This window comes from Colwellia sp. SU-HH00943 (assembly GCF_057546125.1).
The window spans coordinates 1-24,321 of the sequence record NZ_BAAJLW010000001.1 but is presented as its reverse complement, the minus strand read 5'-3'; the positions used below and the strand labels follow the sequence as shown (position 1 = coordinate 24,321).

Genomic DNA, 24,321 nt, shown 5'->3' with positions numbered 1-24,321 from the left:
CATTAGCTTCTCGTTAATCGCTTAGCAAAGGTGTTCGCGCGGTAAAAACCAATACTGGTATTTCGGGCCATTTTAGTAAAAATCAAATAACACCAAGGCACTAAAAACAAACTTGTTATTGTAGAGAAAGTCAGGCCACCAATAATTGCAATGGCTAAAGGGGAGTATGATGGTCCATCTCCGCCAATTTGTGTTGAGCCTAACGCGAGTGGGATCATCCCCAATACCGTGGTGGCAACCGTCATTAATACGGGACGCAATCGTGTAATACAAATATCGCAAATAACTTGCTCTAATTCAGCGACTTTAGGCGACATTTGATTGATTTGATCAATGAGTACAATGCCATTATTCACCACTATTCCCATTAATATCAAAATCCCTATCATCCCCATTACTGACATACTGGTATTAGTAATAAAGAAAAACCAAAATACGCCAACAATTGAGTAGATAATTGAACTGATAATTGCCGCAGGTAATAATAGGGATTCAAATAACGCTGCCATGACAATATAAATCATGATTAAGGCTAAAAGCATGTTTGTCACCATAATTTGTTGATCTGCTTGTTGGCGATTAAAGCCTTGGCCTAATTTCCAGCTATAGCCTTCAGGCAGTTCAATGGCATTCATGGCTGACGTAATACGCTCTTGTGCCTGCTCCATGGTAATGTCATTTAAATTACTTCCTATGGTTAAAGCTGTTTGTCTGTTTTCTCGATAAATAGTAGTTAACCTAGGCTGCACTTTAAAATGGGCAACATTTTCTAAGCTAATACTTTGACCATCAATTTGGCTAATAGGGAGTTTTTTCAGTTGGTTTAATGAGTACTTTAATCGCTCATCATAGAGCAAGCGTATCTTCACTTCGCCATTAGGATCATGTCTAAAGCTTCTTAATTCTAAACCACGTAACGCTGTGCCAATAATTTGAGCGACTTCATTGGAGTTTAAACCCATTTGGCTAGCTTTTATTCTATCGATAATTATCACCATTTCTTTTTGGTGCTGTGAGACATCACTGCGAACATCAGCTAAACCATCAATGTGACTGAGTACGGGAACTATTTGGTTTGATAGATCTACTAACAGGTCTGTTGAAGGCCCCATTAAACTGATACTCACACCTCCAGTTTTTGCGCTACGCCAACCAAAGTCAGGTTTCGCTTCGGCAAAATTAGGCATTTTTTCACGAATACGGGCTTTTAACTCCGTCATTGAGATATCACGATCTTCTCGCAGCAGTAAAGTAGAAGAAGCACGTTCACCACTGTAGTAGCTATAAACCGATTCAATATAAAAAGCTTCTTGGTTGTCGTATAAGTATTGCTCGAAACGATCAACAATAGATTCTACGTGCTCAACTGGAAATTGACCCTCAATATGGTAGCGCATAAATAAACGCGTACCGTCTTGGTTATCTACGTTATCAGAGGTAACAGCTCCCATTGGTAACGCCGTGCTCACTAATATAATTAATGCAATGACAGCAGTAATTTTAGGATGCGCTAATACCCAAGTTAAACTGGTTTTGTACCGTGACTGCATACGACTAGGCTGGTTATTTGTTTGCGCACCTTTATTTTTAATCAGCTTATTTAATGAAATTTTACTTAACAGTAGCGGTAATAACGTTTTTGCAATCAGTAAAGAGGCAGCTAATGAAATACATATTGCAATGGCAACATGCTCTAAAAAAACGGTAAGTTGTACTTTCTCACCTATAATGTTGGGTAAAAATACAATCATGGTTGTTAAAGTGCCTGTCATTACCGCCAATGACACTTTATCAACTCCATTTAAAATGTTGGTAACCTTACTCGCATTAGGTGATTTTTTATGTTGAGAGGAAATAGATTCTGTAATCACCACTGAATTATCGACTAACATACCTACCGCAAGTAATAAGCCCATCATTGAAAGGACATTCAAAGAGTAATCGAGTAAGTACATCACAGCTAACGTAATGCAAATTGAAAAAGGTACAGAAGCAACAACCAGCAAGGTTGCGGTAGTATTTCGCATAAATAAATACAATACAGCAAACGAAAGTAATGCGCCGATAGCCCCCGCGGTTAATAAGTCAGACAGCGAATCAGTCACACCTTTGGCCTGATCTTCCATCATGAAAATATTCACGCCATCAAATTGGCGACTACCACGAATATTTTCTACCGTTTCAACAACACGGTTTGCTACTTCAACTAAATTAGCACTGGACTCTTTAAAGACATTGACACCAATAGCGTAATTTCTATCAAGGTGGCGACCATCTGTTAATTCAGGTTGCTCAAAGTTTATTTCAGCAATATCACCAAGATATACATTGTCACTTATTCTTAAGTTTCGAATATCACGCAAACTGGTGAATTCACCTTTAGGGCTGATGCGTATACTTTCATGTTCCGTTTTTAAAGAGCCAGCATTTATGGTGAAGTTTTCTTTTTGTAACATCATGGTTAAGGCTCTGATGTCTATGTGGTGGCTAGCCATTCTGTCGCTGAGTAAGCGAATTGAAATCTGACGAGGATCGACACCATACAGCTCTACTTTAGAAACACCATTGAGTCGCTCAAGCGGTTTTTTTAAGTAATTATTCAATAACTGATAGCTATTTTTTAATTCCCGTTCACTGGAAATTCTAAGTGTTAAAATAGGCATATCTGCAGTGGAAAATTGATAAACAAAGATTCGGTGTAAATCTTCAGGCAATAAGTGACGAATAGCATCTATTTTTTCTCTGGCTTCAATGGCTTTACCCGTGAGGCTGCTTTCCCATTCCACTTCAATGCCTATTTGTGCGCCATGCTCAGTCGAGTTTGAGTTTAGGCGAATTATTCCTCCCATCGTCGATAAAGCTTCTTCTAAAGGTTTAGTTACCAAGCGCTCTACTTCAGCTGGAGTTGATGCTTGGTAAGGGGCATTAATCATCATTTCTGGGATATCAATGCCGGGCCATTTTTCTAACGGTAGCAACTGTGTTGCTGCAAAACCAGTTAACAACATGGTTAAGCACAACATAAAGGTTGTAACGGGTTTTTTTAAGGCGAGTGCCGTTAAATTGAGCTTTTCAACTTGATGTGTTGCTTGCTTAGACATTGGTTGCCTCCACAAGTGCATCATGGCTGTTTTGTTGTGAAGCATGCTTATCAAAGGTTTTATAATCGAATAGTTGATACAGCACAGGAATTACCACCAAAGTGAGCAAAGTGGATGACAGTAATCCACTGATCACGGTAATAGCCATTGGTGCTCTCAATTCAGCACCTTCACCTAATCCTATCGCCATAGGAACTAAACCTAATGTTGTGGTGAGTGTTGTCATGATAATAGGGCGTAATCGAGAAAACGCTGCTTCTTTGATGGCGTCTATTTTGTCTGTACCTTGTGAGCGTATTTGGTTAATACGATCAACCAGTACTATCGCATTGTTGACTACAATACCGGCAAGCATGATTAAACCGATAAAAACGATAACACTAATATTTGTACCAGTGAGGAACAATCCATAAATAGAGCCTACCCCAGCTAACGGTATACTAAACAATATAAGTAATGGGTGTAGTAAGGATTCAAACTGTGAGGCCATGACTAAGTAAACTAAAAATACTGCCAAGATAAGCGCCATCAGCATCGAATCAAAAGAGTTTTGCATTTCTTCGCTCTGACCACCAAAAGTGGCAATAACAGAAAAAGGTAAGTTCAAATCGTCAATATGTTTAGTAGCACTAGCAATGGCTGAGTTTTGATCTCCCATTGCAATATTGGCACTGACCACTGCAACTCGTTGTTGATTAATACGGTTTATTTGGGCTGGACCGACTGTTTCTACGATGTCACTTACACTGGCCAATGTGATTGGGAATTCATCACTTGGGTTTATCACCAAGGCTTGTAAATCGTTGATAGAATCACGCTCAGTTAAATTGCTACGTACTAAAATATCAATTTTTCGATCTTGCAAGGTGTATTTGCTGGCGATATTGCCGCCAATTTTGATGGCAAGTAAACGAGCTATATCAGGGGGGTTTAGGCCAAGTTGAGCTATTTTTTGTTGATTAAAATGTATGGCTAATTCTGGTTGGCCTTTACGTTGACTATTGGCAACATCAACAAATTGTGGATCTTGCTCCATTGCGCTCGTTAATGCTTTCGAATATGTTTTTAGCTCTTCGAGATTATAGCCAGCAAGTTCAATGCTGATTGGTTTACTAAAAGTAAAGAGCTCTGGACGATTTACTGATGTTGTTGCGCCAACAATATTTCGGGCGCTTTTTCTAATTTTTGCCATGACGGCTTGTTCATCGGCACTATTGTGTAAAATCACTTGCAATCGAGCTTGATGTTCCCCGCCTTTGTCGGTACTACTGGTCATTAAACTACCACGACCAGTTAAAGAGTAGGTGCTTTTTACTCTGTCATCATTTTGAAGTGATTTAGCCACTAAATTGATTGCCTGATCAGTTTTAGCCAGTGGTGTGCCGGGGGCTAATTCTAAATCAAAATAAAATTCACCTTGAGATAGTGGTGGCAGTAATTCAACTCCTATTTTAGGTAAAATGATACTTGCAGAGCCTGCAAATAATACACTAACAATCAAGGTTTTAATGCCATGATTTAAGGCTAAATTAAGGAGTTTTTGATAGCCAATGGCTAGTAAATCAAAAGCCTTGTTAAAGCCAGTGGTAATTGGCTTCATTATCAATGCCAGTGTTTTTTTAATTGCGTGAAAAACAAGTAGCAGCATACGCATGACTAACATAGGAGCATAGATAAAAACGACTTTAAAGGGCAGTGCAAATAACCAGTTAATCTTTTGTAACATGGTGAGTTGCTTAAAGGTTAGGGTGTTGTTGTTTGCTTGTGTATCTTCTTGAGGAGGTAAAGCCACTTCTCTTGACGCTAACATTGGGATAAGTGTTAAGGCGACAACTAAAGAGGCTATCAGTGCGAAGGCTACCGTCATGGCTTGATCTGCAAATAACTGACCTGCAACACCTTCGATAAAGATCAATGGCACAAAAACCGCCAATGTGGTCAGCGTTGACGCGATAATAGCACCACTCACTTCTTTAGTACCTTTTCTAGCAGCTTCTATAACACTCAAACCTTGCTCTTTATAGCGAGAGATATTTTCAAGCACTACAATGGCATTATCAACTAATAAGCCTGTAGCGAGGGCAATACCACCTAATGACATAATATTTAAGCTAATGTCATTGCCATACATCATATTGAAAGTAGCAATAACGGAGACAGGAATGGATAAGGAAATAATCAGAGTGGGTACAATACTGCGTAAAAATAAATACAGCACAAGCATGGCAAGTAAACCACCGATAATAGCGGCTGATTTTACTTCGCTAATCGCATTACTGATAAAGGTTGATTGATCGTACACCACGCTAAGCTGATAATTATCACCTGATTTTTCTCTAATGTTTTCAAGGGTGTTTTTGATAAGGTTTGCAACCTGTACCGTATTCGCATCGCCTTCTTTATATATTGCTAATTCAACCGCTTCTTTAGCATTGATACGGGTAACATCAGTACGTTCTTTGTAGCCGTCAACAATAGTAGCAATGTCATTAAGATAAATAATTTTGTCATTTTCACGGTACACCACCAACTCACCAATTTGTTTTATGTCGGTAAACTGATTAAGTGTACGGACTAAATACTGCGTATTGCCTTCAATAAGTTTACCGGCTGAAATGTTAATGTTTTCAGCATTAATACGGTTGATGATTTGTTGGCTGGTAAGGTTTAGTTGTGCCAGTTTATGTTGATCAATAATAACTTGGTATTCTTGTTCTAAGCCCCCACCTAATTTCACCGAGGCAACACCTAATAAGGATTCTAGCTGGCGTTTTATATCGTATTCACCGAATGTTCTTAGTTTGGTTAACCCTGTGATTGAGGTGTCAGTACTTTGTAATCCTAATCGGATAATAGGATCAAGTGATGGATTAAACTTTAAAATTAATGGCTTTTCTACATCTAGAGGTAAGGTGATTAAATCGAGCTTTTCTCGTACTTCTAAGCTGGTAATGTCCATTGCGGTTTGCCATTCAAACTCTAATAGCACATCAGATTGACCCGCTTTTGAAATGGAGCTTATTTTTCTAAGGCCTTTAACTACACCTACAGCTTCTTCAATGGGTTTGGTGATCAGTTGCTCTATTTCACCGGGGGCTGCGCCTGTGTAGTTAGTACGAACGGTCAAGGTTGGGTAGGTGAGCTCAGGCAGTAAATTTACCGCTAAACGAGACAGGCCAACTAAACCAAATAAAATAACAGCAAAGGTAAACATCCAAACAGTAACAGGGCGTTTTATTGCAGTATCAACTAAACTCATGAGAAATCCTTTAGCTACGTAGCTTTTATTTATAATTATTAGTGCGCTTTTACAATAGCGGTTTCAGTGTTGGTTAGTTCATCAGGGTTGCTCATATTTAGCCCTTCATTAAGTACTTCAACCAGAGCATTGGCTTTAAGGTTGTGGTGCCCATTAACCACAATCAAGTCACCTTCGTTGATTTCTCCATTTGCACTGCCAGTAATTTCTGTAATTTGACCTTCTACAAAGCCCTTAGTCACTGTTAGTTCTACTGCTTTATTGTCTCTAACTAGGTAAACTTTACTGGTGTTGTCTAAGGTGATAATAGCGTTACTGGCGACAGTTAAAGCATTTTCATGAGTTGCGAATGTTAAAGCTATTTGAGCAAACATACCCGGTTTTAACTGTTGCATGGCGTTATCAATAGATAATATAACTTTGAATGTGCCACTGCGTTGGTCAACAACAGGGGAGATTGAGCGAATTTTTGCTTGGTATACTTTATTTTTACGAGCGCTAAAGCTTAATAGGGCTTGCTGCTCTAGCTTAACATTACTGAGTTGATGCTCAGGTAAGTATACAACCGCTTGTAAACTGCTTGGGTCTACAATATGAAATAGTTTTTGATAACCTTGAGTAAAATGTCCAGGCTTTACGTAACGGTGAGAAATATAGCCTGACATAGGCGCTATGATTTGACTATCTTGTAGATCTAGCGCTGCTAGCTGTTGCGCTGCAACTGCTGCTTGATGTTGATATTTTAATTTATCTGAAGCTTGCGCGCTTACTAATTGTTTTTTCGCCATTAATGATAAACGTTGTAATTCTTGATTAATACCTTCAAGTTCAGCATTGGCTTTATCAAGAGCGAGTTGATAACGACGAGGGTCAATTTTTGCTAATACTTGCCCCTTTTCAACGTAATCACCTTCTTCAACGTCAAGTTGTTCAATAATACCTGTTACACGGGTAATAATATCTGCTTCAGTGCGTGATTCTAAAGTAGCTGTGGTATGGAAATTAGCAGAAATGCGACCGCGTTCAATACTTGCAACGCTAACAGGGATGGCAAACTCCTTTTCCTTTTTTTCTTCTACTTTGGCGGTTGTTTCACTACAAGCACTCATTAACAGTGCGTTAAATACTAAGGTAGTGATAATAAGTGCTTTTTTTGTGGTTAGCATAGGACTTGTCCATAAAGTAAACTATTTTAATATACGTTAAAATAGCATAGGGTATGCCAACAGGATTTAACACTTGTATAACAATAAGTTACATGTTTTTTATTGATTAAAGTGGTATTTGGGATTTATTTAAACACCAAAAAGTAGTGGTTTTACTCACATTTTAGTGTGCAAATATAAGGTGTGTTACTAGGTTACTGAGGAGGAGCCGATATAGTCACAGCATTGATGTCTTTTTCAATTAAGTGGGCGTAAAGATGAACTGCTCGGGTGTTATTCTTACTGGCTCTTGGCCCTTTAATCGTGACACCTTTATTAGCGTATACGGTAGAGTAATTTTCTCTTTGCTTGGCAAAATTAAGCATCATGGCTTGATCTGCGGTCATAGGTCTGTTTAATAGTGACAACATTAATTCATGATCTGAGTTAAGCACTTTTTTCACACTGTGTTGATTAATCGGTGTGAATTGAGTTTGAGTATAATGCTTATTGACATAACCTTGTGCGTAACCATTGCTTGAGAATTGTTGATTACTTGCTTGCTCAGTACTGCTACAAGCAAAAAGTGAAAAACAAAGTACAACACAACTTATGGTTTTGATAGAAAACATAACGAACCTTCACAACTAAACAACTAAAAAAATCTCTTATATAGGTGAAAGGGCAAGTGTTATGCCAATTGATTTTTTGACACTATTGTTAATGACTTAATGTTTAATAACTCATTATAAAGTAAGTGAAAAATAAACTTGTTATAAATTTGTTTAATTTAAATTTTTGCTAAAAACTTTATGATTTTTCTGTGCAATTTTTGTTTGAAAAATAACCGTCAAATTTTTGCTGCTGACTAAAAATTAATGGTTTTAGTTAACTTTGGTGTTAATTGTAATCATGATAAACAATAACAAATAACCTTAAATTACAGCCTTAAAAAATAGCCATAAAAAAACCAGTCGATTGACTGGTTTTTTATGGTTCTTTTTTGGTATAGAAATTTTTTTAAACTTACGCCTTATTTATTTCCTTGACTAGCTACTGCCGGTGATTAGCTACTATCAGTTATTAGCCAAACCATTGGGCAAATAACTGTTTGATATAGTCAAGTAACTTAGAAAATAAACTGCCTTCGTTAACTTCCTCTAACGTTACTAACGGGTATTGTGCGATATCTTCACCATCAAGTTGTAAAAATAGTTTTCCTACCACAGTACCTTTGGCAATAGGTGCTTCGAGCTCTTGCGTTAACTCAAAGTGCGCTTGTAAGTTTTTACGTTGACCACGTGGGATAGTGATAGGAGTGTCTTCAATGATACCTAAGCTCACTTGCTCTTTGTCACCAAACCAAATACGGTTACTGGCAAATTTTTCACCCGCTTTATAAGGGGTAATGGTTTCAAAGAAACGGAAGCCATAGTTAAGTAATTTTTTGCTTTCTATTTTACGAGCTCTTTCACTTTCTGTTCCCATGACGACAGTGACTAAACGCATATCACCTTTAGTTGCTGAGGTGACTAAACTATAACCTGCATTTGAAGTATGACCTGTTTTCATACCGTCAACGTTTAAGCTTTTGTCCCATAATAGCGAGTTACGGTTATATTGCTTAATATTGTTATAGGTAAAAGATTTCTGTTTATATAGCGCATATTCTTGTGGCACTTCTCTAATGATTGCCGAAGCAAGAACGGCCATATCGCGAGGTGTTGTCATATGCGATGAACTGTCTAAACCATGGCTATTTTCAAAGAAAGAGCTCGACATACCTAACTGTTCTGCATGGGCATTCATTAAATCAGCAAAGGCACTTTCACTGCCAGCAATATGCTCTGCCATAGCAACACAGGCATCGTTACCAGAGGCAACAATAATGCCTTGATTGAGCAAATCAACAGATACTTCGGTACCTACTTCAATAAACATTTTCGATGATTCCGGGAAGTTTTTCGCCCAAGCATTTTCGCTTATCATCACCTTATCATCATTAGATATATTGCCGTTTTCTAGCTCTTTTCCAATGATGTAGCTAGTCATCATTTTAGTTAAGCTCGCAGGCGCTAACTGCATATCAGCATTACCTTCAGCAATCACCTTACCTGTGGTGTGGTCAATTAATATAAAGCCTTTGGCATTAATTTGCGGTGCATCGGGAATAATAGTGACGGCATGGCTTAAAGGCGCAAAAGCTATAACAGAGCTCACTATAGTCGTGCTGATAAATTTGATAAGTTTACGGGGAGAGCGATTAAATATTTTAGGCATAATTTTTATCAGGTAATTTTTATAAGTTAGGTGAACAGAACAAAAAATCTTCAAGAAAGTATATCACTTCTATAGCCGTTGTATAGCCGTTGGTTATGCTAGGGGTTAGCTAATTTGTAGTTTTATTGTTTCAAAATTTATAAAGTTCTTAAATAAGCTTGAGGATAGCCATTTTCTTGTAATTTTTTTAATAAACTATTTTGTAATTGCTCATCGGCAATAGGCCCTATTTGAATACGATAAAGACCATTTTTTTCAGGGGTATTAACGGGTTGAGAATATTTTTTTTCAAAACTTTTTGCTAATGATTGTGCCAGTGATTGTTTACTGGTGGCTAATACTTGAATAATTTTTTGGGGTCCTGAATTGCTCGTTGCTTGAATAGTGGTTTGACTGACTGTTGCAGTTTGAGAGTTAGCTTGATTCGGTGCTTGTTTTTTCTCACCAAACTCAGTGATGGCGGTAATTTTGACCTTGGCTGTGCCCGTTTTTAACATATCTAACTTATAAGCGGCACTATAGGATAAATCTACAATTCTATCTTGATGAAATGGACCACGGTCATTAACACGAACAATGACACTTTTATTGTTCGCGAGATTTGTGACTTTTAAATAGGTAGGTAAGGGTAAGTTTTTGTGCGCTGCACTCATGCCATACATGTCGTAAATTTCACCATTTGAAGTTAGGTGACCGTGAAACTTTTTGCCATACCAAGAAGCTATTCCCACTTGTTCAAAACCATGAGCAGTTTTTAGTACTTTATAATCTATACCACGAACATTGTAATGTTTATTGCCACCTCGACTATGAGGCTCGGCGCGGGCTAATGCGTCTTTTAACTCAGCTTGATTCGGTAACCTGCTGGGAATGCTATCTTTAGCCTGTTTATAACGTCCGTTATTACTGCAAGCTGTTAAGGTTGATATTATTAAAATTAATAATATTAAGTTATTTGTTTTCATTAATGCTTCCGTAAAGAATAACGTCATCAACTTGTTTGGCTATTAAACGTGGAACCTACGATGTGTTCCAATTGCCATTAGCATGCCAAATCCTGCTAATAATGTCACCATAGAAGTTCCGCCGTAACTTACTAAAGGTAAGGGAACCCCAACTACAGGTAATAGCCCTGATACCATACCAATATTCACAAATACATAAACAAAAAAGGTGAGGGTGATACTGCCACCGAGTAGTTTAGTGAAAGCATGTTGTGCATTGATTGAAATCCACAAACCGCGCATAACAATAAACAAATAAACCGATAATAAAACTCCAACACCGACTAAGCCAAACTCTTCGCTAAACACAGAAAAAATAAAGTCAGTATGCCTTTCTGGTAAAAATTCCAGCTGTGATTGAGTACCTTGTAAGTAGCCTTTACCTTCTAGTCCTCCTGAGCCAATAGCGATTTTAGATTGAATAATATGGTAGCCAGAGCCAAGCGGATCTTGCTCAGGGTTAAGGAAAGTCATGACCCGCTGTTTTTGATAATCTTTCATTAAGAAAATCCATAAAATCGGCGCGAAGGCTGAAGCAAGGCCTGCGCAGATACTGATCAGCTTCCAGCTGGCGCCCGCGAGAAAAATAACAAAAATGCCTGAGCTAGCAATCAGTAATGAAGTTCCTAAATCTGGTTGTCTGGCAATCAGTAATGTTGGTATCAATACTAAAATAAAAGCAAGAATGATGGTTGATAGTTTTACCGGTAAGTTTTCTTGGCTAATAAACCAAGCAATCATAATAGGTACAAAAAGTTTCATAATTTCAGAAGGTTGAAACTTCATAAAACCTAAATCTAACCAGCGTTGTGCACCTTTGCCAACATGTCCGAAAAGCAGTACGGAAATTAGCATTAAAATACCTAACACAAACACGGGAACGGCCCATTTTCTGTAAGATAACGGAGGGATTTGGGCGATCACAAGCATAATCGCTAGGGCCACGCCTAAGCGAATAGCTTGTCTGTAAACTATTGCCATATCTTGGCCGCCAGCACTGTACACAATGAATAATCCAAGTGCCATTAAGGATAAAATGCCTAACAATAATGGCAAGTCAATATGAAGCTTTTGCCAAAAACTGCGTACTTTTTGTTGGTCTTCGCCACTGCTACGCATTAATCTGCCTCATTCATAACTATAAGTGGACTTGTTTGAGCATGGTGGTGCTGATGCTCTGTAAGGTCTTCAGTTTTTATTTCTGATTGGTCGATACTTGAAGTAATTACGCGTGAGCCAAAGTATTGATCCATTATTTGTCGAGCAACAGGGCCTGCATTGGTACCACCGCCCCCTTTGGCAACGTTTTCTATGGCAACTGCTACCACAATTTCAGGGTTGTTATAGGGAGCGAAAGCGATAAACATTGCATTGTCTCGCTTATTTTCTTGGATGCTCTCAGCATCGTACTTCTCATCTTGCTTGATACGGGCAACTTGTGCAGAGCCAGTTTTACCGGCAGCATCGTATTTAGTCCCTTCAAAGGCTGGATAACCGGTAGCACTAGGCCTTTGCACTGTTCTATGCATAGCCTTAAGAACTGTATCCCAGTTTTTTTCTTGCTGTAACACTAACGGCGCTTGTTCTTCATAATCAACGTTGACAAAGGTACTTTTAGTTTCACCTTCTGGGGTTGTAATTAATTCACTGGTTTTTTGTAAAAAGTGCGGCACTTTACGATGACCATGGTTAACTAAGGTTGTTAAAGCCTGCGTTAATTGTAGTGGTGTTACTGTCCAATAACTTTGCCCGATACCAACCGATAAGGTTTCTCCGGTATACCATGACTGGTTATAACGAGCACGTTTCCAACTTACACTGGGCATAATAGCTCTGCTTTCCTCATGAATATCTACGCCGGTATAGTCGCCAAAACCAAATTTTTCCATCATGGTATTAATTTTTGTAATACCCAATTTAAACGCTAAATCAAAGAAATAAATATTACAGGATTGCTCAATCGCTTTGTTTAAATCAACCCAGCCATGACCCCATCTTTTCCAGTCGCGATATTTATTAGGTAAGCCCTCTAGTTGATACCAACCTGGGTCCCAAACTTTAGTGCTAGGAGAAATGATTTTTTCTTCTAACCCTGTAAGTGCTAGAAAAGGTTTTACCGTTGAGGCTGGTGGATAACCACGCACGCCACGGTTGATAAAAGGAGAGTCTTTTGAGTTACGTAATTTGTTATAGTTTTTTGTACTGATGCCATGCACAAATAAATTACCGTCATAACTCGGGTTTGAATACATGGCTAAAATCCCCCCCGTGCGAGGGTCCATAGCTACTACGGCACCACGCTTGCCTGAAAGCGCACGTTTGGCGATCATTTGTAATTCAATATCAAGCGTTAAGGTTAAATCTTTACCCGGTGTTGGGGGTGTATAGTCTAAGGTACGAATAATTCGACCTTGGTTGTTTATTTCAACTTCTTGGTGACCTATGGTGCCATGTAAAATATCTTCGTAATATTTCTCTATTCCCAGTTTGCCAATACCATGCGTTGCGGCATAGTTTTCTGATTTTCCGTCTAATTCTAATTTGTTTGCATCTTTTCGATTGATACGCGCTACGTATCCTAAACTGTGAGTGGTTAAGTCGCTAAACGGGTAATATCGCTTTAGTCGGGCACTGACGAAAATACCGGGAAATTTATGCTGATTCACAGAGAATAAAGCAACTTGTTGTTCACTTAACCTTGGATGTAAATCAACTTGTTTGAAGCGTCGTTTGCGTTTTGCTGCATTGAAAAAACGAGTTTGCCTGTCTTTACTGATCGATAACAACTCACTAACGGCCGTAATGCTTTGTTCAATGTTTTCTACATCTTCAGGGATAACAGATAAACTATATACTGGCTTATTATCGGCGAGTATTACACCATTGCGATCATAAATTAAACCGCGGTTTGGTGCGACAGGTAATAGTTTAATACGGTTAGAGTTAGAGCGGGTTTGATATTTTTCAAACGAGTTAACTTGCAAGCTGTAAACGTTTGTAAAAAGAAGAATAACTAAAGCCAACACGCCCGCAAAAGCGATAAAAGTACGTCTGGCGAAAAGGTTCGCTTCCGCGCTGTGATTTCTGATAATTACCCGACGAGGAGCCAATGGTTACTCCCTATGGTATGGATGGTTATTATTAACGCTCCATGCTCGGTATAAACTTTCAGCGATCAAAATTCTTACCATAGGATGTGGTAGCGTTAATGGTGATAATGACCATTTTTGTTCGCTTGCTTTAATGCAAGCAGGCGCCAAGCCTTCAGGCCCACCCACAAGTAACGCGACATCTCGACCATCGAATTGCCAGCGCTCTAGCTGTTTAGCAAGTTGAGGAGTATCCCAAGGTTTACCTGTGACTTCTAGCGTGACAATACGGCTTCCTTTGGGAATTGCACCAAGGATAAGCTCACCTTCTTTTTCTAGAATGCGGGCAATGTCAGCATTTTTACCTCGTTTACCGGCGGTAATTTCAACTAATTCGAAACTTAAATCACGTGGGAAGCGACGGGCATATTCACTAAAGCCTTGGGTAACCCAAGCAGGCATTTTTGTACCAACGGCATACAACGTTAATTTCATAAATAAATATATTACGCCTTGTGTGGGAACAACATAAACTTACAATTTACTTAAGCTGGATTCGTTTTACAATGCTTTGAGTGATCATGCCGGAAAAAGTTGCAGGAGTTTAGTTAACAATTATGAAGTGGCTTGCTATTGCAAGTAAAATTAATCCTATTCTCAAGACTTTTTGAATGGAGATAATTAATCTTCAGCCCATAATTGTTCTAGGTTATATTTATCGCGCTGTTCATCTGTCATCACATGCACAATAATATCGCCTAAATCGACCAAAGACCATTCACCAACATCATTACCTTCAATACCTTTTGGCTCACAACCCTGTGCACGACACTCGATAACAACTGATTGTGCAATTGATTTTACATGTCGGTTAGAGTTACCAGAGCAGATGATCATATAATCAGCAAAGCTGGCTTTGTCAGTGATGTTAATGGAGACAATATCTCGACCTTTCATGTCTTCAATTTTTTCTATTACAAATGCGTTAAGTGCTTCGGTTTGCAAAGTGTTCTTCCTATATTTTTTACAAAGGGTTAAGAGGGTACTCTTGAGGCTCGAGTCGTTGTTTTAACGATGAGTAAAGCCCAATCGTTAAATATTAACATTATTTCGCCAATAGGTTAACGGTAAAGCTGATTTTTGTTGATAAAATCTAATACGCGTTCATTAAGCAAATGCTGGCAGTTTTGTTTGTTAGCGATACGCGAGCGAATGTCGGTGGACGAAATGTTCAGATCGATTTTATTTTTAATCTCTTCAGCAGCAATTAAGCTTATGTTTTTCTGTAAGTCTTCTACGTTATTAGGGATGAAAATAATTCCGCCACTTTTTTGAGAAGTTAACTGTGATAAGTCATGAACCTTATGTTTAACAATTAATTGCTCGGTTTCTTCATTTAGGTTGTTCAATAGATAATTAGGGCGAGTGTTGACCACTAGATGGCACAACGAAAGGATATCTTGATACTGGTGCCATTGGGTGAAGGTCAGTAAAGAGTCAACGCCGATAATAAAATATAACGCTTGCTCTGGGTAGCTTTGTTTTAATGACGTTAACGTATCAATAGTGTAGGTGTTTCCTGAGCGGTCGAGCTCACGTACATCACAGGAGAAAAGCACTTCTTCTTCACACACTAACTCGACCATTTTTGCCCGTTCTAGAGCGCTAATATTGGGACTTTCTTTATGGTAAGGAACATTGGCAGGGATCAGTAATACCTTATCAAGCGATAAGTATTCAGCGGCGATTTTAGTGGGCTCAGTGTGACCGATATGGATAGGGTCGAATGTACCGCCTAAAATGCCAATATTTGAATGCATTAACTTAGACAAGAAGAAATTCTCTTTGATTAATTATATTCATAATTTAGCGAAAATTGCTGCGTGGTTTCACCCTGATAAAGCGTTAAACAAAGATCGGCTAATAAAATAAAACTATTAAAGTCGCTGCTCGTTTTTACCAGTAGATCAATGTCAGCTAATCGAGATAAAGCTCGCTTTACATTACTCAGGCTAATATGCGTTAGGGCATGCTGATATAAAGGTTTACGTTTATCCCATATGCGATATTCTTTGTAAATATCATTAAGTTGTGCGCCACTGTTGAGTTTGGTTAGCATAGCGTAAAGTTGGCTGATTTCTTTATGAAATACCCAAATAAGCTGTCCAGCGGCTGTGCCTTCTTGCTGCATTTGATCTAGCATAGTGATGCACTTTTTGCAGTTTCCTTGTAATAAGGCATCAATAATATGAAACGGGTTAAATTTAGCTTGGTTAATCACTAAATGTTCAGCATCTGCTAAATTAATTGCCTGATTTGGCGGGAATAATAACGAGAGTTTTTGTAGCTCTTGCTCGAGTGCTGGTAAGTTGCCTTCAAATAACTCTATTAATAACAATGATAATTCTGAAGATAAGTTTAGTTGTAAGCTTTTGGCTTGCGTTTGTAGCCAACGTGGTAGCGTTTTCGCGTCAATATCGTATAAAGGTAAATAGCAACCAAGTTGTGTTAAGGCTTTAAACCATTTGCGATTGGCAGTAGGGCCATCAAGTTTAGGACCATGGAAGATAAAAATAATATCTTGTAAATCAGCATTTTTTTTAATGATTTCACTTAATGCTAATAAAAATTTATTGCCGCTATCACCAATTTTTACCGTGGTGAATTCCACTTCAATTATGCGTTGGTTGGCGAACAAACTCATCGATTGATATTCGTCGATAAGCTGTTGCCAATCAAATTTATTGTCACTACTAAAGCGGATTAATTCACTAAAGCCTTGTTGGGTTGCGTGGTTTTTTATTGTGGTTAAGCTATTGTTTTTTTGCCAAGGCTCATCACCAAAAACTAACCAAACAGGTTTATAACCTTGCATCAATGTTTGGGGTAATTGGTTATGATAAATTTTCATTCGTTACCTTTAGCGTTGCACACTAGCCATATCGCGTAAAATCTTATCAGCGGCTGATTTTCTTAACTCGCTTAAAAGTAATGATAATTCACGGGATTTTGCCAGAGCTAAGTTGGGATCGTCTTGGTAATCTCTATTAAGCTCAAAACGAAAATCTTGCGGATCTTCGTTATTAAAACGTAACTGATAATGCACAGAATAAATAAGCTCGTATTCCGCCACTTGTCCATTTTGAAAAACCGACAAGGTACGTCTATCAAGCTTATCAGGCATGATACGCAGCTCAGGCGCATCAACTTGGCTTTGTTTAAGTACCTTCACTTGATTACGTGTTAAGTGCTGTTTAACTAAACGGGTTAATTCACCATGAACATCGCTTGAGCTGACATATAATGTTTGCAGCTCATCATCGAGCAAGTAATCACCTCTAAGTTGAAAACCACAACTTGCTACTAAGCTGGTTAAGCAAAGTAGCAAAGTTAGCCTTCTCAATTTGTTAGTGTTAAACAGAGCCATTAAAAAGTGCATGTTCACCTTAATTAGCCACAATGTTTAATAACTTACCAGGCACATAAATTACCTTGCGAATGGTTTTGCCATCGGTAAATTTGATAACGCCGCTATCCGCCAAGCCAATTTCTTCAACCGTTTCTTTACTTGCATCTGCTGCAACAGTGATTTTAGCTCTTAGCTTACCGTTGACTTGTACAATGATCAGTTTTTCATCTTCAACAAGGGCGCTAGCATCAGCTGCTGGCCATTGGGCATCTTCAACTTGCTCGCCTGAGCCAATTTGAGACCATAAATAATGACACATGTGTGGCGTAATTGGCGCTAGCATCAATACTACCGCACGCAGTGATTCAAGCATTACTGCTTTATCTTCTGCTGTTGTCAGTGGCGCTTTGTTTAAGTGATTCATTAACTCCATGATGGCAGCAATGGCAGTATTGAACGTATTACGACGACCCACATCATCAGTCACTTTCGTGATGGTTTTATGTAACTCGCGGCGAAGTTTTTTCTGATCGGCATTTAATGTTAAACCTTCAGTGGTTAGTGACTCACCTTGGGTTGCTTCAGTAAAGTCATGCACTATTTTATAAACACGCTTAACAAAACGGTGAGCACCTTCAACTCCTGCATCAGACCACTCTAAAGTTTGCTCTGGTGGTGAAGTAAACATAATAAATAAACGAACAGTATCTGCACCGTACTTATTGATTACTTCTTGTGGATCAATACCGTTATTTTTCGATTTAGACATTTTACTCATGCCTGCAGAAATAACTGCTTCACCATCAAGTTTACTAACAGCTGCTGTGATTTGACCTTTCTCATCACGCTCAACGCTAACATCGCTTGGCGCAATCCAGTCTTGGGCACCGTTATCTGCTTCTCGATAATAGGTATCTGCTAATACCATGCCTTGGCAAAGTAACTTTTTAAAAGGCTCGTCTGATTTAACTAAGCCAACATCACGCAATAATTTGTGGAAAAAGCGCGAGTAAAGTAGATGCAAAATGGCATGTTCAATACCGCCAATGTATTGATCAACGGGTAACCAGTAGTTGGCTTTTGCAGGATCAAGCATTTGGGTATCATCATTTGGTGAACAGTAACGCGCGTAATACCATGAAGATTCCATAAAGGTGTCAAAGGTATCAGTTTCTCGTAAAGCCTCTTCACCGTTATAAGTGGTTTTCGCCCATTGTGGATCATCTTTAATTGGGGAAGTAACACCGTTCATCACGACATCTTCAGGTAATACTACCGGTAGTTCGTTTTCAGGTACGGGTACTGACTCACCATTTGCTAAGTTAATCATTGGGATTGGTGTGCCCCAATAACGCTGGCGTGAAACACCCCAGTCACGTAAGCGGAAATTAGTGGTAACTTTGCCTTTATTTTCACTAATCAGCTTATCGCTGATTGCTTTAAACGCTTGTTCAAAGTCTAAGCCATCAAACTCACCAGAGTTAATCAAGGTGCTTTTTTCTGTGATAGCCGCTTTGCTAATGTCATCTTCAGCTTGCCCTGCAATGACTTGAGTAATATCTAAACCGTATTTAGTGGCAAATTCAAAATCACGTTGATCATGACCTGGTACTGACATTACTGCACCAGAGCCGTAATCCATTAACACAAAGTTGGCAGCCCAAACTGGAACCGTTTCGCCAGTGATCGGGTGAATAGCTTTAAGGCCTGTATCTACACCTTTTTTCTCCATAGCAGCCATGTCAGCTTCAGTGGTTTGATTACTTTTACACTCTTCGATAAAAGCGGCTAACTCTGGGTTATCTTTAGCAGCAGTTAGTGCAAGTGGGTGCTCAGCTGCCAGTGCAACATAAGTAACACCCATTAAGGTGTCAGGGCGAGTAGTATAAATATCAAAGCTTTCTTGCTTGCCAGCCACCAAACCGTCAACTTGGAAAGTCATCTCAACGCCTTGTGAGCGGCCAATCCAGTTACGTTGCATTGCTTTTACTTGCTCAGGCCAGTCGTCTAGTTGGTCTAAATCGTCAAGTAACTCTTGTGCATAATCGGTAATTTTAATAAACCATTGTGGAATTTCTTTTTTCTCAACAATGGCACCTGAACGCCAGCCGCGACCGTCAATGACTTGCTCGTTTGCTAGTACGGTTTGATCGACAGGATCCCAGTTAACAGTAGCATTTTTCTTATACACTAAGCCTTTTTCATAAAGCTTAGTGAAAAACCACTGCTCCCAGCGGTAATAATCTTGCTTACAGGTTGCTAATTCTCTGTCCCAATCGTAACCAAAACCCAGTGATTTTAACTGATTACGCATGTAATCAATATTTTGATAAGTCCACTTGCCTGGAGCGCTTTTATTTTTAATGGCGGCATTTTCAGCAGGCAAGCCAAACGCATCCCAACCCATAGGTTGCATGACATTTTTACCTTGCATACGTTGGTAACGTGAAATTACATCACCCAAACTGTAGTTACGTACATGACCCATATGGAGACGACCACTTGGGTATGGGAACATAGCTAAACAGTAGAACTTCTCTTTGCTTTCATCTTCTACCGCTTTAAAGGTGTTATTGTCAGTCCAAAATTTTTGTACTGTTTCTTCAATTGCTTGGGGATTATAAATGGCTTCCATTAATGGGGTCTCGAACACTATTTTTCGGGTCTTATTTTGTTGGTTTTAGCTTTTTAATATGTGTGAAAATCAGCTAAAAAAACGCAATAAACTTGAGTTTAAATTATCGCGATAGAATACCTTATCTCACCCTGTAACAACAAGCTTAATTGCTGATTTTGTCTATACTGATAAAAAGAGCAAAAAACAGAGTAAACAGGAGTGGGTGATGAACCAGAAAAAAGAATATTTAATGGAAGTTTATCAAAACCTTAATGCTTGGCTTAATGAAGTAAAGGAAATTCAAAAACCTAAAGTGAAAGAATTGTTATCGCAAGGTAAGCTCTATGCAAAAGCTCTTGAGGATATGTCAGAGGAAAAGCTCAAACAGTTTGTTGACAATTTACGTTATGATTTACATGATTTTTATCAGCAAACACAATCGCAAGCTAAGCACTCAATTTACTTAGGCTTGTTAAATGAATCTATGTGGGCGAACCTTGCACAATTAACTGATAAGTCGCAAGTAGAATGGGCGGAGTTGTTAGATGATTTTGAGCATGACGGTATTTATCATGCTGGCGATATTATTGGCTTTGGAGAGCTTTCTTGTCAGGATTGCCAAGCCACAATTACCGTGATGCATGCCAGTGAATTAGGTGTGTGCGCACAATGTGGCGGAAACCGTTTTGTTCGCTTGCCGTTAAATCCCTAATGTATTGTTGTTATGGCTTTTTATTGTTAGCAAAGACGTTAACGAGTACACTAGTATTGTCGCTTTATTAACGCATTTTTTCTTCAAGGATATTCATGAGCACAACGGCTATTTTAGATTGCACACTTAACCCATCTCAACTGAGTTCAACCCTTTCATCACAGTTATTTTCTCAATCGCAATGTGCGAGCCATATAAAGCAAGAGTTTGTTGGCCATGAACGTGCAAAAGAGGCTCTAGAGTTTGGCTTAGCCATGTCGGCTATTGGTTTTAACGTGTTTGCCATGGGTGAGCATGGCACAGGGAGGCAAACCCTCATTAAACAAATGCTCACCAGTTTAGCTAAAGAGCAACCAACACCACCAGAATGGTGTTATATCAATAACTTTGATGAAAGCCATGCCCCTTTTAAGCTGTATGTGAACCCTGGCGATGGCAAGCAACTTTTATCGCGCATCAATAAGTTTATTGATGAACTGTTAGATTTATTTCCAGAAATATTTGATAACCCCGGCTATCAGAGACAAAAATCTGCCATTGATCGTGAGTTTAATGAAAAGTATGACCAAGCTATTGCTGCTGTTGAAGAGATTGCTTTAAAAAATAATGTCGCTTTATATGAAGAAAAAGGCGAAGTTGGTTTTTCACCCTTGGTTGACGGCAAACCTCTTAACGATAAAGAATTTGCTAATGTTGACGAAACTGAGCGCGCAAAGTTTTATCAATTACTTGCTGAGCTTGAGAATGTGTTATCGGAGCAATTACTTGAACTGCCGTTATGGAAACGCACTTCATCAGATCAAATGCGCAAACTTAAATACGATACTGCAGAGCAGGCAATTGCCCCTTACCTAAAAGAGCTTGAGCAAGAATTTTCTACCAATAACGGTGTTTTAAAGTATTTAGAGAAAGTAAAAGCCCATATTGTTGATGCGGTTTTAGAAATTTTAGTAACCGAAGAAGAAGACTCGGTTAACGATAAAGATTTACGTAAGTTAATGGTAGAACGTTTTCTACCTAATTTATTAGTACCACGAGACATTAATGATGGTGCGCCTGTTGTTTATGAGCAAAATCCAACGTATCAAAATTTATTTGGTCATATCGATTTTTCAAGTTTTCAAGGTGGCAGCTACACTAGTTATCGATTAATTCGCCCTGGAGCCTTGCATAAAGCTAATGGTGGTTACTTGCTACTTGATGTAGATAAGTTACTGTCGCAACCTTTAGTGTGGAGCAGATTGAAGCTGGCATTAAAAACCGGACAAATTACCATAGAAACACCATACTCAGAACTAAGCCAGCCGGGTGCTTACAGCTTACAACCTGAGAAAATTCCGTTACAAGTCAAAGTAGTGTTACTTGGTAATGCTGATCTTTATTATACCCTGCAAGATTACGATCAAGAGTTTACAGAGCTGTTTCGCGTACTCGCAGATTTTGATCGTCACTTAAATAAAACCGATAAAAATTTAGTGGCTTTTGGTAATTTAATTCGTCAACGGGCCTTTAAACATAATTATCCAGAGATTGAAGATCAAGCGGTACTTGAACTTGTGCGTTACGCCTTAAGGCGCGCAGAACATCAACACAAAATTTCAGCCAATATAGTGCAAGTGAATGATTTACTAGATGAAGCTAACTATTGTTGGAGCAAAGCGGGTGCAAAAGGTAAATTAACTGCTGAGCATATTGCCTTGGCTATGGCAGCTAAAAAAAGGCGCACAGGCAGGTTAAGTGAAACTTGGCTAGATGAAATAAAAGAGCAGCAAGTGCTGATTCATACTGACGGCAAGTTTGTTGGTAAAGTAAATGGCTTAACCGTTTTAGAAATTGGCGATAGCGTTTTTGGTACGCCAGCACGTATTACCGCAACTGTTTATGCGGGAAGCCAAGGGGTTACGGATATAGAAAGAGAAGTGGATTTAGGTAAATCTATTCATTCGAAAGGTGTGTTGTTATTAACAGGATATTTAGGCCATAAATATGGTCAGAACTTTCCTGTAACTGTTTCTGCGAATATCGCAATAGAGCAATCTTATGGCCATATCGACGGAGATAGTGCTTCAATGGCCGAACTTTGTGCATTAATTTCTGCTATTACTTTGTTGCCTATTGAGCAAGGTATCGCCATTACGGGGTCAATAAATCAGCATGGTGAAGTGCAATCTATTGGTGGTGTTAATGAGAAAATTGAAGGCTTTTTTCAGCTATGTAAAGACAAAGGTCTGACAGGGAAACAAGGGGTGATCATTCCTAAAACGAATGTGATCAACTTAATGCTTGATAGTGAAGTGATTGAAGCGGTAGCTAAAAAGCAGTTTGCTATATACGCTGTTGAAAGTATAGATCAGGCATTAGAGATATTAATGGCAACTAAGTCTGGCGATTTAAATTGTGCCGGTAGATACCCTCGAAAATCAGTGCATGCACTCGCTTTAGAGAAACTTGAAAACTTTGCTGAGCTACTCAATGGCGCGGAAGAGTAGCTTCAGGCTAGTTACTATTAGATTATAAAATATCGGATAGTGGGCTGCGTACGCCATTAGCACCGTGTTCAATGACATGCGTGTATATTTGTGTAGTACGCAAATCACTGTGCCCTAGTTGCTCTTGCACTGTGCGTATATCTGCTCCGCGCTGCAATAAATGCGTTGCGAAAGAATGACGTAGGGTATGACAGGTTACGTTTTTTTCAATGCCCGCTAGCACGGCGGCATTTTTTACCGCTTTTCGGATGGCGGTTTCGTTTATATGATGCCGTCTAAGGGCGTTAACTTCCGGATCAATACTCAGCCTTTTGGAAGGAAATAAATAATGCCAACCTAACTCTTTTCTGGCACTTGGATATTTTTTGCTTAAGGCAAAAGGCAAGTAAACGCCTTGATAGCGTTCATTATTAATATCCATGCTAAAAAGCAATTCTACAGAGTTTATTTGCAATTTTAATGGCTCTATAAGCTCTTTAGCTAGCGTGACACAACGATTTTTTGAGCCTTTGCCTTGCCATACCCTAACGGTGAGATAATCAAAGTCGATATCTTGAACCCGTAAACGCGCTGCTTCCATTAATCGCAAGCCACTGCCATACATAAGTTGGCAAATTAACTGATAGTTTGTGCTAATTTGTGGAAGCAATTTTGCAACTTCATTGGTAGTTAATACAACAGGAAGTTTTTGCTGGATATGGCTTTTATTAAAATTGAGGTCAAACGTTAATTCATTCTTTATGATGAATTTATACATAAAGGCAAGCGCATTAAGTGCCAATGCTTGAGTTTTTGGGGCAACATTTGCCACGTTGGCTAAATGTGATAGAAATGCCTCAACTTCAGCATTATGGCAGTTAATTGGGTGTCGTTTATCGTTAAAAATGATAAAAGCTTTAATCCAAAATAAATACGACTCAATTGTGCGTTTTGCATACCTTCTCGTCCACATATCTTCCTTGATTAACGTTAAGAAAGGTGAGTTAGATTGCCCCATAAAATAATCCTCCTTGATACTGTGTATAAATACAGTGTAGTGTTATTTCCAACTTTTGCCAGTAAAGAAGATATTTTCTTTATTTCATTATGAATAACAAGAATGAACTTGTTGTAAGGTGTTGTACTGTTTAAATAAGTAACGTATGTTTATATTTTAAAATTTAGAAAGAGGGATTTTATCCTTGTTTAAAGCGATAAATTTTCCTTCTAATAAGCT

Annotated in this window: 17 protein-coding genes; 2 read left to right on the top strand and 15 right to left on the bottom strand. The window is 38.7% G+C overall.

All coding sequences use genetic code 11. From position 1 onward, the window contains the following. Window positions 1-2: 2 nt before the first annotated feature. The 14 genes from AC27GZ_RS00085 to leuS all read right to left on the bottom strand — a co-directional run bounded on the left by AC27GZ_RS00085 (window position 3) and on the right by leuS (window position 19,922). A complete protein-coding gene (locus tag AC27GZ_RS00085) occupies window positions 3-3,101 on the bottom strand; it encodes an efflux RND transporter permease subunit (RefSeq protein ID WP_487092833.1) in 3,099 nt (1,032 codons plus the stop codon). Then, the gene (locus AC27GZ_RS00080; RefSeq protein WP_487092832.1) at window positions 3,094-6,360 is read right to left on the bottom strand and encodes an efflux RND transporter permease subunit; all 3,267 of its coding nucleotides are present in this window, start codon (window positions 6,358-6,360) and stop codon (window positions 3,094-3,096) included. Before AC27GZ_RS00080 ends, AC27GZ_RS00085 begins: the two co-directional genes overlap by 8 nt. 38 nt (window positions 6,361-6,398) lie before the next feature. Beyond that, window positions 6,399-7,526, bottom strand: a complete 1,128-nt coding sequence (locus tag AC27GZ_RS00075) for an efflux RND transporter periplasmic adaptor subunit (protein WP_487092831.1) — start codon at window positions 7,524-7,526, stop codon at window positions 6,399-6,401. Window positions 7,527-7,720: 194 nt separating this feature from the next. Further along, a complete protein-coding gene (locus tag AC27GZ_RS00070; RefSeq protein WP_487092830.1) occupies window positions 7,721-8,137 on the bottom strand; it encodes a hypothetical protein in 417 nt (138 codons plus the stop codon). Window positions 8,138-8,588: 451 nt separating this feature from the next. Further along, window positions 8,589-9,785, bottom strand: a complete 1,197-nt coding sequence (locus AC27GZ_RS00065; RefSeq protein ID WP_487092829.1) for a serine hydrolase — start codon at window positions 9,783-9,785, stop codon at window positions 8,589-8,591. Window positions 9,786-9,922: 137 nt separating this feature from the next. Then, window positions 9,923-10,750, bottom strand: a complete 828-nt coding sequence (locus AC27GZ_RS00060; RefSeq protein WP_487092828.1) for a septal ring lytic transglycosylase RlpA family protein — start codon at window positions 10,748-10,750, stop codon at window positions 9,923-9,925. A 42-nt stretch (window positions 10,751-10,792) separates the two neighbouring features. Beyond that, entirely contained in the window at window positions 10,793-11,908 is a 1,116-nt protein-coding gene (gene rodA / locus AC27GZ_RS00055; protein ID WP_487092827.1) for a rod shape-determining protein RodA, read from the bottom strand. Then, window positions 11,908-13,899, bottom strand: a complete 1,992-nt coding sequence (gene mrdA / locus AC27GZ_RS00050; protein WP_487092826.1) for a penicillin-binding protein 2 — start codon at window positions 13,897-13,899, stop codon at window positions 11,908-11,910. The genes rodA and mrdA overlap by 1 nt, the downstream gene beginning before the upstream one ends. A gap of 3 nt (window positions 13,900-13,902) precedes the next feature. Continuing rightward, a complete protein-coding gene (gene rlmH, locus AC27GZ_RS00045) occupies window positions 13,903-14,373 on the bottom strand; it encodes a 23S rRNA (pseudouridine(1915)-N(3))-methyltransferase RlmH (RefSeq protein WP_487092825.1) in 471 nt (156 codons plus the stop codon). A 186-nt stretch (window positions 14,374-14,559) separates the two neighbouring features. Continuing rightward, window positions 14,560-14,883 (bottom strand): ribosome silencing factor, encoded by a 324-nt coding sequence (rsfS, locus tag AC27GZ_RS00040; protein ID WP_487092824.1) that lies wholly within the window; start codon window positions 14,881-14,883, stop codon window positions 14,560-14,562. Window positions 14,884-14,999: 116 nt separating this feature from the next. Beyond that, window positions 15,000-15,710, bottom strand: coding sequence for a nicotinate-nucleotide adenylyltransferase (gene nadD, locus AC27GZ_RS00035; RefSeq protein ID WP_487092823.1), 711 nt, complete (start codon window positions 15,708-15,710; stop codon window positions 15,000-15,002). Between the two features lie 17 nt (window positions 15,711-15,727). Continuing rightward, window positions 15,728-16,789, bottom strand: a complete 1,062-nt coding sequence (gene holA / locus AC27GZ_RS00030; RefSeq protein WP_487092822.1) for a DNA polymerase III subunit delta — start codon at window positions 16,787-16,789, stop codon at window positions 15,728-15,730. 9 nt (window positions 16,790-16,798) lie between these two features. Continuing rightward, a complete protein-coding gene (locus AC27GZ_RS00025; protein ID WP_487092821.1) occupies window positions 16,799-17,266 on the bottom strand; it encodes an LPS-assembly lipoprotein LptE in 468 nt (155 codons plus the stop codon). Window positions 17,267-17,324: 58 nt separating this feature from the next. Further along, complete coding sequence (gene leuS / locus AC27GZ_RS00020; RefSeq protein WP_487092820.1) at window positions 17,325-19,922, bottom strand: leucine--tRNA ligase; 2,598 nt, start codon at window positions 19,920-19,922, stop codon at window positions 17,325-17,327. Between the two features lie 208 nt (window positions 19,923-20,130). On the opposite strand from leuS, the gene AC27GZ_RS00015 reads away from it, so the two are divergent. Continuing rightward, window positions 20,131-20,616, top strand: a complete 486-nt coding sequence (locus tag AC27GZ_RS00015) for a zinc ribbon-containing protein (protein WP_487092819.1) — start codon at window positions 20,131-20,133, stop codon at window positions 20,614-20,616. 95 nt (window positions 20,617-20,711) lie between these two features. After that, a complete protein-coding gene (locus AC27GZ_RS00010; RefSeq protein WP_487092818.1) occupies window positions 20,712-23,105 on the top strand; it encodes a Lon protease family protein in 2,394 nt (797 codons plus the stop codon). A 22-nt stretch (window positions 23,106-23,127) separates the two neighbouring features. Here the strand turns inward: AC27GZ_RS00010 and AC27GZ_RS00005 are convergent, their stop codons facing one another. Beyond that, complete coding sequence (locus tag AC27GZ_RS00005) at window positions 23,128-24,102, bottom strand: integron integrase (RefSeq protein ID WP_487092817.1); 975 nt, start codon at window positions 24,100-24,102, stop codon at window positions 23,128-23,130. Window positions 24,103-24,321: the final 219 nt, after the last annotated feature.

Excerpts from the sequence above, each read along its gene's own strand:
- AC27GZ_RS00085 (WP_487092833.1), bottom strand. The coding sequence starts at position 3,101 with ATGTCTAAGCAAGCAACACATCAAGTTGAAAAGCTCAATTTAACGGCA.
- AC27GZ_RS00080 (WP_487092832.1), bottom strand. The coding sequence starts at position 6,360 with ATGAGTTTAGTTGATACTGCAATAAAACGCCCTGTTACTGTTTGGATG.
- AC27GZ_RS00075 (WP_487092831.1), bottom strand. The coding sequence starts at position 7,526 with ATGCTAACCACAAAAAAAGCACTTATTATCACTACCTTAGTATTTAAC.
- AC27GZ_RS00070 (WP_487092830.1), bottom strand. The coding sequence starts at position 8,137 with ATGTTTTCTATCAAAACCATAAGTTGTGTTGTACTTTGTTTTTCACTT.
- AC27GZ_RS00065 (WP_487092829.1), bottom strand. The coding sequence starts at position 9,785 with ATGCCTAAAATATTTAATCGCTCTCCCCGTAAACTTATCAAATTTATC.
- AC27GZ_RS00060 (WP_487092828.1), bottom strand. The coding sequence starts at position 10,750 with ATGAAAACAAATAACTTAATATTATTAATTTTAATAATATCAACCTTA.
- rodA (WP_487092827.1), bottom strand. The coding sequence starts at position 11,908 with ATGCGTAGCAGTGGCGAAGACCAACAAAAAGTACGCAGTTTTTGGCAA.
- rlmH (WP_487092825.1), bottom strand. The coding sequence starts at position 14,373 with ATGAAATTAACGTTGTATGCCGTTGGTACAAAAATGCCTGCTTGGGTT.
- holA (WP_487092822.1), bottom strand. The coding sequence starts at position 16,789 with ATGAAAATTTATCATAACCAATTACCCCAAACATTGATGCAAGGTTAT.
- leuS (WP_487092820.1), bottom strand. The coding sequence starts at position 19,922 with ATGGAAGCCATTTATAATCCCCAAGCAATTGAAGAAACAGTACAAAAA.
- AC27GZ_RS00015 (WP_487092819.1), top strand. The coding sequence starts at position 20,131 with ATGAACCAGAAAAAAGAATATTTAATGGAAGTTTATCAAAACCTTAAT.
- AC27GZ_RS00010 (WP_487092818.1), top strand. The coding sequence starts at position 20,712 with ATGAGCACAACGGCTATTTTAGATTGCACACTTAACCCATCTCAACTG.
- AC27GZ_RS00005 (WP_487092817.1), bottom strand. The coding sequence starts at position 24,102 with ATGGGGCAATCTAACTCACCTTTCTTAACGTTAATCAAGGAAGATATG.